Annotated in this window: 12 protein-coding genes; all 12 read right to left on the minus strand. The window is 42.9% G+C overall.

Going from position 1 to position 14,750, the window contains the following annotated elements:
• Positions 1 to 332: 332 nt before the first annotated feature.
• On the minus strand, positions 333 to 1,115 hold the full coding sequence (locus tag AC1MBV_RS02540; protein ID WP_255746147.1) for a cell division protein FtsQ/DivIB: 783 nt from the start codon (positions 1,113 to 1,115) through the stop codon (positions 333 to 335).
• A gap of 168 nt (positions 1,116 to 1,283) precedes the next feature.
• A complete protein-coding gene (gene spoVE, locus AC1MBV_RS02545; protein ID WP_255746146.1) occupies positions 1,284 to 2,381 on the minus strand; it encodes a stage V sporulation protein E in 1,098 nt (365 codons plus the stop codon).
• Between the two features lie 64 nt (positions 2,382 to 2,445).
• Entirely contained in the window at positions 2,446 to 3,807 is a 1,362-nt protein-coding gene (murD, locus tag AC1MBV_RS02550) for a UDP-N-acetylmuramoyl-L-alanine--D-glutamate ligase (protein ID WP_255746145.1), read from the minus strand.
• A complete protein-coding gene (gene mraY / locus AC1MBV_RS02555) occupies positions 3,804 to 4,781 on the minus strand; it encodes a phospho-N-acetylmuramoyl-pentapeptide-transferase (protein WP_480947473.1) in 978 nt (325 codons plus the stop codon). The genes murD and mraY overlap by 4 nt, the downstream gene beginning before the upstream one ends.
• A gap of 139 nt (positions 4,782 to 4,920) precedes the next feature.
• Complete coding sequence (locus AC1MBV_RS02560; RefSeq protein ID WP_255746143.1) at positions 4,921 to 6,291, minus strand: UDP-N-acetylmuramoyl-tripeptide--D-alanyl-D-alanine ligase; 1,371 nt, start codon at positions 6,289 to 6,291, stop codon at positions 4,921 to 4,923.
• 42 nt (positions 6,292 to 6,333) lie between these two features.
• On the minus strand, positions 6,334 to 7,803 hold the full coding sequence (locus AC1MBV_RS02565; RefSeq protein WP_255746142.1) for a UDP-N-acetylmuramoyl-L-alanyl-D-glutamate--2,6-diaminopimelate ligase: 1,470 nt from the start codon (positions 7,801 to 7,803) through the stop codon (positions 6,334 to 6,336).
• Positions 7,804 to 7,982: 179 nt separating this feature from the next.
• Positions 7,983 to 9,923, minus strand: coding sequence for a stage V sporulation protein D (locus AC1MBV_RS02570; protein WP_255746141.1), 1,941 nt, complete (start codon positions 9,921 to 9,923; stop codon positions 7,983 to 7,985).
• Positions 9,924 to 9,997: 74 nt separating this feature from the next.
• Positions 9,998 to 12,190 carry a penicillin-binding transpeptidase domain-containing protein gene (locus AC1MBV_RS02575; protein ID WP_255746140.1) on the minus strand — a complete coding sequence of 731 codons (2,193 nt, stop codon included), beginning with the start codon at positions 12,188 to 12,190 and terminating at the stop codon, positions 9,998 to 10,000.
• Between the two features lie 14 nt (positions 12,191 to 12,204).
• Positions 12,205 to 12,561 carry a cell division protein FtsL gene (ftsL, locus tag AC1MBV_RS02580; RefSeq protein WP_255746139.1) on the minus strand — a complete coding sequence of 119 codons (357 nt, stop codon included), beginning with the start codon at positions 12,559 to 12,561 and terminating at the stop codon, positions 12,205 to 12,207.
• Entirely contained in the window at positions 12,558 to 13,514 is a 957-nt protein-coding gene (gene rsmH / locus AC1MBV_RS02585) for a 16S rRNA (cytosine(1402)-N(4))-methyltransferase RsmH (protein WP_255746138.1), read from the minus strand. Before rsmH ends, ftsL begins: the two co-directional genes overlap by 4 nt.
• A gap of 45 nt (positions 13,515 to 13,559) precedes the next feature.
• Positions 13,560 to 13,991, minus strand: coding sequence for a division/cell wall cluster transcriptional repressor MraZ (gene mraZ / locus AC1MBV_RS02590; protein WP_255746137.1), 432 nt, complete (start codon positions 13,989 to 13,991; stop codon positions 13,560 to 13,562).
• Between the two features lie 186 nt (positions 13,992 to 14,177).
• Positions 14,178 to 14,747: a hypothetical protein gene (locus AC1MBV_RS02595; protein ID WP_255746136.1), complete on the minus strand. Its 570-nt coding sequence runs from the start codon at positions 14,745 to 14,747 to the stop codon at positions 14,178 to 14,180.
• Between the last annotated feature and the right edge of the window lie 3 nt (positions 14,748 to 14,750).

Consider the following 14,750-nt stretch of genomic DNA (forward strand, 5'->3'; position numbering starts at 1 on the left):
ATCTGCAATTCATTTTTGGAGACATTATTTTCAACCCAATACTTTTTTCTGTTCCGGTTAAATAGAGTCAAACCTTAGTACTGTTTGTATTCTACAAAATGGAGCAATTCCCTTTTAAAATTTCAAAGCGTATTTAAATTGATCGTATTTCACAAATATATCGGCATTTATTCAGACAAAGTGAATAGATATATAGACCTATTCATTTGAAAGAGCCGAAAAAAGTTAATACTATTAAATACTTAACTATTTAATAGTCTACACCAACTTGAAGTACTAGAAAAGATTAATTTGCTTGTTTTGCGAAATGACTGAGGAGATTTTTCATGCTTTTATTTTTTGTTTGCATCCTGAGTCGTACCCTGATCTGAATCATCTGGAATAAAGTAGGTACCAACACTTAAATGGATGGTTCCGAGCTTCCCTTTTGGCAAATTAGCAGCGATCTCAGGATATAATTTAATGTTCTGCGCAAAGGTTTGTGTGCTGGCGATGACTTTGTTTCCGTCATTCATATATAAAACAAGATCGTCTCCGCTTCCTGATTTTCCTATGTAATGAATATCAGAAATATTATGTGCCATCTGTTTGGAAACCTTAGAAAGCCCTTCAGCGACTTTTTTAAGGGGACCAGATTTTGAAAATCCAAACAGAACAGGTGCATCGACAGGCAGTTTACCGCTTTGAAGTTTACTCAGCATCGCGCCATTTTGAAGAATGGGATAAAAGCTGCCGTCCTTTTGCAAATAGGCCTTGCGCGTGTACTCGGTAACTATGATCTTAACTTGATTTGGAAATTTCTTCTCGATCACAGCTGTTCTTACTGTTGGTAATTTTTCAATGCTTTGAGCAACAGCCTTCTTACGGATATCCCATATATGTGTTTTATTCGTGATGCCGCTCGCTTTTATGACTTTATCGCTGCTCACTATTTGCTCGCCTTCAACAGCAATTGAGTGTACTCGGCTTAGAGGAGATTGAAAATAAACGACAATAAGTATCAAGAAAAAAAATAGAGAAGCGTAAAAAGCAAAACGCCGATTCGCTTTCCGTTTTCGTTCCTTCTTTAATTGGGGCAGTCGATCCTCAAGCGCGACAACCTTCTTCTTGTCCATAGCATTCTCTCCTCCGCATACCTTGAACTGAAAATACAACCGGTATCCTGCGGGCATTTAATTTCTCACTTATCCGGCACCTTCTATTGTATTTTCTTTTGAAAAAAACAGCAAACCCTGTTTACTGAAAAACAGGGTTGCGATTAGACCATTGATGTGTGTAGACAGTCAGTTTATGTGGCTGCTGACATTTAACAAAATACCGATCGACACAAGCATTAGCGTCAGTGATGACCCACCGTAACTGAGGAACGGTAAGGTAATCCCTGTTACAGGAATCAGCCCGGTTACAACCGCGATGTTAATCATAATTTGAATTGCAATCATGCCGGTAATTCCTACAGCGAGCAGCGTTCCGAAAAGATCCGGTGCCTTTATGGCGATCAAAATGCCGCGCCAGAGCAAGAGACAAAAGAGCAGAAGTACAAAAGCTGCTCCAATAAACCCAAGTTCTTCGCAAACAATAGAAAAAATAAAATCGGTCTGCGGCTCCGGAAGATATTGATATTTTTGCCTGCTTTGTCCCAATCCGAATCCAAGCAGACCGCCTGGTCCAATCGCAAGCAAGGACTGCGTGATTTGAAAGCCGCCATTCTTAGGATCTTGCCACGGATTAAAAAATGCTGACAAGCGTTTCAAGCGATACGGAGCAGAAAGGATTAAACCTGCCAAACCAAGTATACCTACTGAGCCCATAAGAACAAAATGCTTGATGCGCGCCCCTGCAACAAAGATCATGAGCACGCAGGTAAGCACCAGCACCATCCCAGTTCCAAGATCAGGTTGTAGCATAATCAGCCCAAACGCTAAGATTACCGGCATGAGTGCCGGAATGAGTCCCTTGCGAAAGTTCGGCAGACGTGACTGATGCTCCGAAAGATAGTTCGAAAGAAATAAAATCAGTGCGACCTTGGTAAATTCTGACGGCTGTATTGAAAATGCACCGACGCCGAGCCAGCTGCTCGCCCCGCCGCGAACGAGACCTACACCCGGAATTAAAACAATCACAAGCAGAAAATAGCAGCCAATCAAGCCTATTTTCGCCCATGCTCTCCAAAAGTGATAATCAATCTGCATGACAGCAAACATCAAGGCTGCCCCGATCGAAGCAAATAGCAACTGCCGTTTCAAAAAATACAGTGAATCGCCGAATTCGTTAGCCGCCTTTACAGCACTTGCACTATAAACCATCATCAACCCTATAGTGAGCAAAGCAAAAGTTATGATCAGCAGCACGAGATCAGGTGATTGACGATACTTGCGCATGAGCATCACTCCGTTCAGATCAGGGACACGGATTGCCGAAGCTCATCATCACCGGCCTGTCCCCTTATCTAAACTTATTCACTTCTGCGATAAAAATGTCACCGCGCTGCTCAAAAGATTTATATTGATCCCAGCTTGCACATGCTGGAGAAAGCAAAATAACATCGCCTGGTTTGGATAAAGCAAAGGCTTCCGGAACAGCAGCCTCGACATTCTCAACTTCCCTGATCACGGGAATTGACGCTTTTTCACAAGCATCAAGCAATTTCTTCTGCGTTTGACCGAAAAGAAGCACTGCTTTAATCGGTGCCTTCTTTAATTCAGGAATCAGCGCATCAAATGTGTTCCCGCGATCGAGTCCGCCTGCAAGAAGAACAATTTCTTTCCCTGGAAAAGCATGCAGTGCCTTGGTTGTTGCAATAATATTCGTTGCTTTAGAATCGTTGTAGACGGTTCGCCCCTGCACGACATCCACATATTCCAGACGATGACGAGCGCCTTTAAAAGAACGCAGCACGTCAGCCATATGCTGCTTCGGAACCCCATATACACCGGCAACAGCCACTGCCGCAAGTGCATTCATTAAATTGTGCTCGCCCGGCAGACCCATTTCATCCACCTTCATGATTGGCTCATTTTTAAAATAAATAACTGATTCAGAGACATAAGCCCCATCTTCCACCTTTGTTTTCAATGAAAAAGGAACTTTTCGTGCCTTTGATTTTTCAGCGATATAAGCGACGACGCGCTCACTGTCGGCATTATAAACGAGCGCATCCTCCGCAGTCTGATTGGTAGTAATACGCGCCTTTGCTTCAGCATAATTTTTAACCGTTCCATGATAATCCAAATGATGATCAAATATGTTCAGGACAACAGCTGTATGTGGGTGAAACTTTCTTGTTCCTAAAAGTTGAAAACTTGAAAGTTCCGCTACAATCACGTCTTCTTCGGTTGCTTTTTGAACAACTGAAGTCAGTGCCGTACCGATGTTTCCGGCGACAATGGGTTCATATTTCGACCCCTTCATCATCTCACCGATCAGCATCGTCGTTGTCGTTTTCCCGTTTGAACCTGTTATTCCAATAAACTGTGCATCGGATAATAGTCCTGCAATTTCCACTTCAGTCACAATGGGTATATTCAGTTCAATGGCTCTTTGAACCATAGGATTTGTATAGGGAATGCCTGGGTTTTTGATCATTAAGTCAATGCCGTCAAGAAGTTCGAGAGGATGTCCGCCTCCAACAACGTGGATTCCAGCAGATTTCAAGTCGCGTGCATGATCGTTTGCACTTAAATCACTGCGGTCATTAACCGTAATATCAGCGCCCATGCTTTTGGTCAGTTTTGCAGCTGCATAACCGCTCTTGCCCAAACCTAAGACAAGAATTTTTTTGTTCGTAAATTCATTCGATGTTTTCAACTGACAACCCCCACCTTCAGATAGATACCAATTACAGCGAGCATGAGCCCAACGACCCAAAATACGGTTACGACTTTCCACTCCGACCAACCTGACAGTTCAAAGTGATGATGAATCGGACTCATTTTAAATACTCTGTGTCCCGTCGTCTTAAAGGCAATTACTTGAATAATGACAGATAATGTTTCAATAGCAAAGACACCGCCAATAATGGCAAGCAAAATCTCCGTATTTGTTAAAATGGCCATGCCTGCAAGTGCACCGCCGATCGCAAGCGAGCCAGTATCACCCATGAACACGCGTGCCGGATGTGCATTAAAGATCAAGAAGCCTAGAAGTGCACCAAGCATAACTGTCGCAAATACAGCCACACCTAGGTTCATTGCAAACCAAGCGATCACCGCATAAGCACCAAAGGCTATAACGGACAGTCCGGAAAGGAGTCCGTCCATACCGTCAGTTAAGTTTGTTGCGTTAGGGACACCTATTAATAGAAAGATAACAAAAACCGGATAAAACCAGTGCAGATTGATCATATAGTTGGTCCCTGGGAAGGACAAATAAGTTGAGTAGTCATATCGCGTAACAATGAACCAAAAAATAAGCGAGATGACAATTTGCGCCGCCATTTTCTGCTTCGATGTCAGGCCCATGTTGCGTTTCATTGAGATTTTAATAAAATCATCAAGCAGCCCCACAAGGCCGAACCCCAATGTTACAAACAGCAACATGTAAGTATCTTGTGAGTTAACATGGTACTTTAAACCCATTACAAGAATACCTGCGAGTAATCCGATTAAAAAAATGACGCCGCCCATTGTCGGTGTCCCGCTTTTCTTTTGATGGCTCTTCGGCCCTTCTTCTCGGATATACTGCCCGAAATGAAATCTCCTTAAAAGCGGAATGAAAAAAGGTGCAAAAACAAGTGTCACTAGAAAAGATATAGCCAATCCAAATAATAAGGTCAATGTCATGAATCCTTTCGCTCCTTTTAATGCGCGCTGCCCATTACCTAAACACAAGAAATTGTTCTATGATGATGTTAATATTTCGCCTAGTCTTACCCATCGGCAAGTTTTCTTTATCAGGTCATCAAATTAAATGATTCGATTTTTAAGCGTGCAAACCTGCTGATAACTCTTCAAGCTTAAGAAGCCTTGATGCCTTGAACAGCATCACCGTTTTGTCATCAAGCAACGATTCAAGGTAAGTTTGCGCCGCTGCTTTTGTTTCAAATGATTGCACATCTATTGCCTGATCTCCGCCAATTTCACGCAAACCGTCTGCGATCCAAGCTCCTTTTTCACCGATCGTCACAACATGGGTCAATGGAGCTGTCAAAAACTTAGCAATACTTTTGTGCTGATTTTCCTCATTTTTTCCAAGCTCATACATATCGCCAAGCACCGCCACTCTGCGTCTGAAACCGGGCAGTTTCTTCAGTGTTTCAAGAGAAGCTTTCATTGAGGACGGGCTGGCATTATAACAATCTTCAATTAGAGTCGACCCATTCAGCCCATCAACTTTTTGAAAACGTAGTTTTGTCAAATGTAGATGTTCTAATCCATTGCGGATGGTCTCAATATCTGCTCCCAAAATTCTGGCAGCAGCAAAGCTGAGAACTGCATTTTTCACATTATGTCTGCCAAGCACTGGGATTTTAAAGCAATCCTTCTGCCTATTCAGTGAAAAACGGCTTCCATTCACAGATTCAGAAATGTCCGTAATACACCAATTATTTTGAACGTCAAAACCGCAACGCACAATCTGATAAGCATATGTCTGAATGTTTGCAAGAAGCGGTTCGTCGCCGTCCAATATCAGAGTGCCTCGTTTTTTTAACCCATTGACAATTTCGAGTTTTGCTTTCGCAATTCCTTCTCTGCTTCCTAAATACTCAATATGTGATTCACCGATGTTGGTGATGATTGCAATATCCGGTTTTGCCATTTGACTTAGAAAGGTCAATTCACCAAAATGGTTCATTCCCATTTCAAGCACGAGAACTTGCGTATCTTCGGACATCGATAATATGGTCAGCGGCACACCGATATGATTATTTAAATTCCCCTGCGTTTTCACTGTTCTGAACATCTGAGAAAGAATGCTGTAGATCATATCTTTTGTTGTCGTTTTCCCATTCGATCCAGTGACAGCAATGATTTTCGGCCGAACTTGATTCAAATAACTTTTTGCCATACTTTGCAAAGAAGTTAATGTATCGCGAACAAAAAAAACAGGGAAATTTGCCGGCAATGCATCAGGCAGCGGTTCTCTCTCCATCCAAAGTGCAGCAACTGCCCCATTCGCTATTGCCTGACTTAAAAATTGGTGACCATTGAAGTTTGCACCTACCAAAGGAACAAAAAGGCCGCTTTCATTTGATTTGCGGCTGTCGGTCATGATGTTCAGTCGATCAATGTGTCCGGCATCACCGATTGACTGAATCGCCTGGCCTCTGACAATATCTACTCCAATACTCATCGATTACTCTCTCCTAATGTCATGCGAACACTTGATGTTCGATTATTTAATAGTATTACGTTCAAGAATTGCTGAGCGCGCTTCTTCACGATCGTCAAAATGATGTTTTGTCGTACCGATAATCTGATAATCTTCATGACCTTTACCTGCAATGAGTACGATGTCGCCGCTTTCGGCATGTTGCATCGCAAACTGTATTGCTTTGCGTCTGTCAATAATCTTCTTATAAGAACGTCCTTTCACACCGTTTTCCATTTCATCAAGTATAGCATCAGGGTCCTCAGTGCGCGGATTGTCTGACGTCAAAATGGCTAGATCGCTCTTGTCTACAGCAATTTTAGCCATGATCGGACGCTTTCCTCGCTCACGGTCTCCCCCACACCCAACAATGGCGATTACACGTTTTTTTGCGAATTCCCTGATTGTATCAAGAGCATTTTCCAGACTGTCCGGTGTGTGTGAATAGTCCACAATTACAGTGAATTTCTGACCGGCATCAACAGGTTCGAAGCGTCCGGAGACACCTTTTATTTGTTCGACTGTGTGAATCATTTCCATTATGTCGAGTCCGCTAACGGAACAAGCGGCCAGAGCCGCCAGGACGTTGTACACACTGAATTTACCGATTAATTTCATCGATACCGGATAAGACTTTCCTGCGGTCTCCAAAATAAAATCCGTGCCTGATGGTTTTATCTGAATCGATGTCGCACGGAAATCGGCGGCCTTATTAATACCATATGAAATGACATGGACAGCCGTCATATGTCTGTATACATCAGATACCGGATCGTCTACATTCAAGACCGCGGCTTTTTTTTGACCGCCGTAGCTGTTGCCAAGTTGTGAAAAGAGCAGGCTTTTTGCATACATGTAGTCCTTCATTGTTCCATGAAGGTCCAAATGGTCTTCTGTTAAATTGGTAAAAATACCGATGTTAAAATCACAACCGTGAACCCTTCCATCATAGAGTGCGTTCGATGACGTTTCCATGACAGCGGAGACAGCCCCTTGAGCTTTCATTTTAGCTAAATTTTTATGGACAAGGTGAACCTCAGGCGTTGTATTCTGTACCGGAATAAATTCATTTTTATAACGCATCCCCATCGTACCGATCAGACCGGTATTCATTCCCGCTGCCTCTTGAATTGATTGCACGAGATACGTGATCGTTGTCTTTCCATTTGTTCCTGTAACACCGATCATGTGCAGATGGTGACTCGGATGTCCGTAATAGTGATCAGCAACCATTGCCAAAGCTCTATGTGTATCACTCACATAAATTACAGGAATCGAAACATCAATACGATCCTGAGCAATGATGGCAGCTGCACCGCTTTTTTCTGCCTGGGCTGCAAAATGATGTCCATCGACATGATGACCCTTGATGCAAAAAAACAAGGATCCAGGCTTAACAAGCCGTGAATCGATAATGAGATCATTAATTTCTGGATTTCCCATTCCTTCTTGCTGAAAAAAAGCAAGCGCCGTCAGGCAATCCGCAAGTTTCATTGATTGACACGTCCCTCAACTTTATCTGAATCACATACATAACCCGCTGGTCTCTTCAAACATCAGATACCTGAGCGAGGCAAGGGGCAATCAAATATTTCCTGATCATCCCTCAGGACTTATGTATGCCCAAGAACCAGCTTAAAAACACAGCGGCTCCCTTGCGTCCATTGCTTATTTTAATCGTCTGCTTTCTTTTTGTCACCTAAGTATATCATTATTGTTGAACCTTGTTTGACCTTAACCCCAGCTTTCGGAGACTGCATGGTAACAACATCGCCGCTTCCTTCAGTCTTCAGCTTCAGATCAATTAAAGTGTTTCGTAAGTCATTTTTATCCATTCCTTTTAAATCCGGAATAGTAATCATCGGCTGGTCCGGCCAGCGAGCCTCTTTCTCTAATCCACCCGTTTGTTTTTTGACACCCATTGCGCTCAAACTGTCGCTGATAATACGTCCGGCAATCGGTGCGGAAACTGTACCGCCGAACTGGACTGTACCTTTAGGATTGTCAACCGCGACGTAAACGACGATTTTCGGATTATTGGCCGGTGCAAATCCCATAAACGATACAATGTAGTTATTACTCATATAGCGCCCCGTCTTTGGATCGACCTTCTGTGCCGTTCCGGTTTTCCCACCAATCCGATAGCCCTGAACATAGGCATTGCGTCCTGTACCTTGCGCCACGACACTTTCTAGAGTACTCCGAACTTCTTTTGATGTTGCTTCTGAAATAACACGCCTTTTCATCACAGGTTCGATCCGATTGATCGTTTTGCCCGTATCCGTATCAATCCATGCCTTTGCCAGTTGCGGTTGATAGAGATAACCGCCATTGACCGCTGCAGAAACTGCAGTGATTTGCTGAATCGGGGTTACCGATACACCTTGACCAAATGCCGTTGTAGCTGCTTCCAGCGGACCGATTTTATTTTTATTAAATAAGATACCTTTCGCTTCACCTTGAAGATCAATGCCCGTCTTCTCCCCGAAACCAAATTTATCAATATAGGAAAATAATTTATCCTTGCCGATCCGTTCCCCAAGTGCTACAAAACCAGGGTTGCATGAATTCTGCACGACTTGCAGAAATGTTTCAGATCCATGGCCTCCTCTTTTCCAGCAATGAAGCTTCGATCCGGCAACTTCGATCGCTCCTGAATCATAGAAATGATCCTTATTCAAATCAACCGCCTTTTCTTGAAGAGCAGCTGCAAGTGTGATGACCTTAAAGGTTGATCCTGGTTCATAGGTCTTCCAGATCGGCAAATTATGATTATACACTTCTGGTGAAACTTTTTTATAATTTTCAGGGTTAAAATCAGGTTTCGTTGACATGCCAAGAATTGCACCCGTGTTCGGGTCCATTGCAATCGCCATGGCGCTGTCAGGATTATAGGTAGCTACCGCATTATTTAATTCACGTTCAATAATTGACTGCACCCGAGAATCAATGGTCAGCTTCAGGCTTGAGCCACTGGTTGGCGGAACATATTTATCTTTCAGATCCGACATTCGATTGCCGTTCACATCAGAAAAGAAGTCAACATGGCCGTTTTTCCCTTTCAGTCCATCATTATAATATGACTCAAGTCCCGTCAACCCTTGATTATCAATACCTGCAAACCCAAGCACGTGAGACAAATAATTGCCTTTTGGATAATCACGCTTAAAATCTTCAGCGACAAATACACCGGGAAGGCCCAACGCTTTAACTTGTGCTGCCTTCTCATTCGAAATTTTTCTTCCTTCAGGTGTTATGCGCACGATTGATTCCACTTTCGAAATTTTTTCGTAAGCTTTTTTTTCGCTCATATTCAGAACAGATGCCAGTTTTTCCGCTGTCAACTTTTTATTTTTCACTTGTCGCGGTACGACAAGAACAGACGGGCTGCTCACATTTGTCGCCAGAACTTTTCCTCGGCTATCCAAAATACGGCCTCGTTCGGCCTCATAAGGAATCTCTCTGCTCCAAGATTTCAGTGCATAATTCATCAGCCATTTATTATGAAAAACTTGCAGATATGCCAGTCTGCCAATAAAAATCGCAAAGATTATGAGCCCTGCGGACAGGAAAAACAACAACCGCCTTCTAACGGTAACTTTCGACACACGCACGTTTAGCCCCTCCCATCGTTCCTTGTCCTACCCATATGAAGGGACAAGGCATAATAGAACGAGCTATTCGCGTATTATGGATTTTTTGTGTCAGGCGATGAATTACCTGTATTTGAATTTGTTTTTTCGGTTTTTTCTGCCTGCATGGTGATGATTAAATCACTGCCTGATTTAATCACTGCACCAGCCGCGATGCTTTGTCCTGTAACAAATCCTTCACCTTTAGCACTGAGTTTTAGATTCTCCATATCTGCCAGTTTCATCGTATCGGCAAGCGTCCAACCGGTAAGATCGGGCATTGTTTTTTGACCTTCTCCGGATAAAATGACCTTATTACCAGAGTAAAGCCGTTCCCCCGCATAAGGCAGCTGTTTTTGAATCGTTCCAGAACCTATCGAGATCGGAACAATTCCTTGACCTTTTAATTTTTCAACGGTTTCATTCATATCAGTACCTGTATAATCTCCAAACTTTTGTGATGGCAGCTGTAATTTTTCCTTAGATTCGCTTGCTTTTTTGTCAACTTGAAGATATTGGAGTGCACTTGTCATGACCGGACGCACGATATCGACCACAGGTTCCGCGCCAAGATCGGTAGCTTTGAGATGCGGCTGTTTGACTGCCACATACACAATTAATTTAGGATCTTTTTGCGGAGCCATCCCCAAAAATGAGTACACATAATTGTTTTTACCAACCATATATTGACCGTTTAGGGATATCTGTGCGGTTCCCGTTTTTCCAATCACATCATAACCTGGGAGGTCATAGGCAAGACCTGTTGCACTGTATCCGTTTACCACTTTTTTTTCAGTAACTACTTTACGCATGAGCGCACGCGTCTGTTCAGCAGCAGATGCAGAAATGGGATTGCCTGCCACAACAGGCTGATGCTTCAGAATCGTTTTTTTTGTTGCCGGGTTAACAATTTTATCAACGATATAAGGGCGCATCATCTTTCCATCATTTCCGATGGCCGTAGCCGCCTGAACAATTTGCATTGCCGTAAAGGCGGAGGCCTGACCGAATGAAGCTTCTAATTTATCAATCTTCCATTGCCAGTTGACAACACTTGAACGCTCTCCCGGAAGATCTATTCCCGTCTTATCCATTAACCCGAACTTTTTTAAATAATTTTTGAATCTGTCTACTCCTAGATACTTATCCGTGAGTACCGACATGCCAACATTTGAAGACAGTTCAAAGCCTTGGTCAAACGTAATCGTTCCCCAGCCCTGCCGTCTCCAATCATGAATTGTACCTCCGCTGGTTTTATAATCCCCGGATTGATAGGTGTCAGATCCCTTGTAAACACCTGCATCTATAGCAGACGCAACGGTAAATACTTTCATCACCGAACCTGGTTCATAGGGTTCAGAAATACTGGTATTGCTGAAATTCTTGATATCACGTTTATTGGGATTAAATGTCGGATATGAGGATATGGCAAGTATTTTCCCAGTTTTTGGATCGGCAGCGATCCCGATCATACTTTCCGGCGAATAGTCTTCATTCACTCTGGACATCGCTTGATCAAGCACCGTTTGAATTCGTGTGTTCAGCGTCAAATAGACATCTTTTCCCGGAGATGCCTTTTTAATCTTTTGTTTTTCATCCGGAATGGGTACTCCGGACAAACTGCGATAGTAGCGCACCGATCCGTCTTTTTCAGTGAGATACTTATCTAAAGACTGCTCGACACCAAATACTCCCTTTTGCTGATTGTTTTCTTGGTTTGTTTGTGTAAAACCTAAGGTATAAGCGGCACTCGACTGTTCAGGATAATAGCGTTTCGATTCGGTAAGATACCCGATTCCCGGTAAGTTTAGGCGATCAATCTGCTTCTTTTTAGCATAGCTCAGCATTTTGCCCTTCGAACCGAACTCCACTTGGTAAACGTTCCGATTGAGTTCCTTAAGGATATCAGACTCCTTCATTTCCAAAATAGGTGCTAAAGCGGCTGCAGTCTTTTTTTTGTCTTTCACATGATTATCACTTTTAGGACTAATGATTGCATAAAGTGTATAAGCGGGAACATCTTCCGCAAGAATCCGTCCGTTGTCAGAGTAGATCGTACCGCGCTTCTCATCGACAGTTTTATATTGAGACCATTGCTTTTCTCCAACTTTTAATAATTGATGATTATCAATTTCTTTACCTTGAGCAATAAACACGAAACGGCCGATAATGACAAAAAAAGCCAGCATAAAAAGACCGCCGACTATACCCGCCCAAAAACTTATTAATCTTCGTTTGCGTTGAAACATGGGAACAAACCACCTTAAGGAAGTACCTTTATATTTTGAATATCTAGTTTTAGGCCCAATTCCTTTTCTGCAAAACGGACAATTCGTTCAGGAGAACTTAAACGATCAGTCTCCGCCTTTAATTGCTGTGTCACTTTCGATTGGTCGTTTATCTTCGATTGTAGCGATGCAACATCCTGCGAGGCCATATAAAGCTTTGCTTGATTAGCAACAATACAGAGTGCCAGCAAAAAGGTGACCACACCTGCCATAATCCAAAGACCCTTCTCGCCTTTAGTTATCCGTCGCGTAATAACAATTTGTTCTTGCTGAGTTGTGTGCTCCACATACTCTTCTCTCTGTACCTTAAATGCTTGCTGACTCTGATTCATTGCTTCTCATCCTCCTTAATTTCCCTGACTTTTTCTGCAATCCTGAGTTTTGCTGATCGGGATCGATTATTTGCCGTTACTTCTTCTTCTGAAGGAACAACCGGTTTCCTACCTATTTTCTTTAGCACCGGTAAAAATGCTTCCGGTACGACTGGAAGCCCTGGAGGAAGTTCCGGCGGCTCGCTGTATTTTTTGAAAAACTGCTTGCACAGCTTATCTTCAAGTGATTGAAAAGTGATCACTGCGATCCGTCCGCCAATCGCCAACACACGAAGCGATTGCATTAATGCTTCGTCAAAGCTTCCAAGCTCGTCATTCACAGCAACACGAAGGGCTTGAAAAACTCGTTTTGCAGGATGCCCGCCTTTTCTTCTTGCAGGTGCCGGTATGGCATCCTTGATGATTTCTACCAGTTCATCCGTCGTTTCAATCGGCTTATTTTCGCGGTACTTCTCGATTTTTCTAGCGATCTGCCTTGAAAAACGCTCCTCACCATACATAAAAAAGATTCGTGCCAGACGATCAGTCGGCCATTCATTCACAATGGCGGCAGCTGTAAGTTGCTGCTGCTGGTCCATTCTCATGTCGAGCGGACCATTATGCTGATAGCTGAATCCTCGATCTGCATGATCGAATTGTGGAGAGGATACGCCTAGATCAAATAGTATTCCGTTTACCTGGAACACGCCGCGTTGCAGCAGTTCTTGTTCTAGATGCCTGAAATTTGATTTTATAAACGTTATTTTTCCAGAATATGCTTTCAATCGTTCTGATGCAGCGCTCAGCGCTTCATCATCTTGATCAAATGCATAGAGATGGCCTTTTTCCAACTGTGCAGCAATGACCTCGCTATGTCCGCCACCGCCGAGCGTACAGTCCACATAAATGCCATCAGGACTTAGATCAAGTCCTTTTATCGCTTCTTTCTTTAAAACCGTAACATGTTCAAACACTGACACCGACTCCTGTCACACAGAACAATTCATTTGGCACCGGGTTTACAGGTCCAAATCAAGCAAGCTCTCTGAGATGTCATTAAATGATTCTTCAGATTGTGCAAAATAACGTGTCCACATTTCCTGATCCCAAATTTCAAGTCGAGTGGAAACGCCGATGACCACACAATCCTTCATCAATTTCGCATAGTCTCGAAGACCGTTACTAATTGATACCCGCCCCTGCTTGTCCAATGCACATTCACTGGCTCCCGAAAAAAAGAACCGAGTAAATGCTCGAGCATCCTTTTTCGTAAAAGGAAGCGCCTTTAGTTTTTCTTCTATTCTGTGCCATTCGCTCATGGGATAAACAAAAAGGCATTGATCAAGGCCGCGAGTAATAACAAATGTGTCGCCAAGTTCATCGCGAAACTTCGAGGGAATGATGAGACGCCCTTTTATGTCTATGCTGTGATTAAATTCTCCCATAAACATCAGAGACGCCTCCTCTTTTGTTTTACTTTACCACAATCCCCCACTTTCCACCACATCATTTTCTAAATTCGCTCTTTTTAGTCCCCATCCCTTCTTAAATTTAGAAAAAATAATAACAGCACTCAATTTCACATCTATGGCTTAAAAAAAAGCGCCCAAATTGGGCGCTTTTCATACTTTTAATGTTCATTCATTCAATGCAGGTATTTCTTTTCTTGCTTCATCAACGGCTTTCAGCACATGAAGCAGTGACTCATAATTGCGTTTTACATTAGAATAATCTTTTTGCAGTTTTTGATAGGCTTCATCCAATAACTGATTCTCGATTTTCAAGTTTCTCAGCTGCTCATTCACCTGTTCCGAGTTATCCAAGGCGGCAGATTGCGTCTTTAATTGATTAAGGAAACAAATCACTTGATCAATATCCGTTTCAGCAGCCCTTTTACCTAGTGTTCGTGTATTCGGAACAGTTGCATGCTGTTCCGTTCCTGAATCGTCTGTTAAAATCAGTGTTTTTTTCTTTTCTTTCCTATTCTTTTTTCGTATTTCTTTTGCTTCTTTCAATGCCTGCTCATAAATTTTTCTGATTGCGGAATTCCATCGAAATCCACATGCCGCCGATGTGCGCGAGAGCAATCGGCCTGCCTCCGCAAAACCGGCCAGTTGCGTGCTCCCTTCTTTAATGTGCCGAAGAACAATTTCCGCGAGTTTCCCGTCTTCTGCATGTGTCCACGCATCTTGTCTTATGGATGGCATCTT

The sequence above is a fragment of the Sporolactobacillus sp. PKPK-6 genome, from assembly GCF_056678885.1.

What these genes read in the sequence shown, in the direction of transcription:
- AC1MBV_RS02540 (WP_255746147.1), bottom strand. Translation starts at nt 1,115, where the DNA reads ATGGACAAGAAGAAGGTTGTCGCGCTTGAGGATCGACTGCCCCAATTA.
- mraY (WP_480947473.1), bottom strand. Translation starts at nt 4,781, where the DNA reads ATGACATTGACCTTATTATTTGGATTGGCTATATCTTTTCTAGTGACA.
- spoVE (WP_255746146.1), bottom strand. Translation starts at nt 2,381, where the DNA reads ATGCGCAAGTATCGTCAATCACCTGATCTCGTGCTGCTGATCATAACT.
- AC1MBV_RS02595 (WP_255746136.1), bottom strand. Translation starts at nt 14,747, where the DNA reads ATGCCATCCATAAGACAAGATGCGTGGACACATGCAGAAGACGGGAAA.
- AC1MBV_RS02575 (WP_255746140.1), bottom strand. Translation starts at nt 12,190, where the DNA reads ATGTTTCAACGCAAACGAAGATTAATAAGTTTTTGGGCGGGTATAGTC.
- AC1MBV_RS02560 (WP_255746143.1), bottom strand. Translation starts at nt 6,291, where the DNA reads ATGAGTATTGGAGTAGATATTGTCAGAGGCCAGGCGATTCAGTCAATC.
- mraZ (WP_255746137.1), bottom strand. Translation starts at nt 13,991, where the DNA reads ATGTTTATGGGAGAATTTAATCACAGCATAGACATAAAAGGGCGTCTC.
- ftsL (WP_255746139.1), bottom strand. Translation starts at nt 12,561, where the DNA reads ATGAATCAGAGTCAGCAAGCATTTAAGGTACAGAGAGAAGAGTATGTG.
- AC1MBV_RS02565 (WP_255746142.1), bottom strand. Translation starts at nt 7,803, where the DNA reads ATGAAACTTGCGGATTGCCTGACGGCGCTTGCTTTTTTTCAGCAAGAA.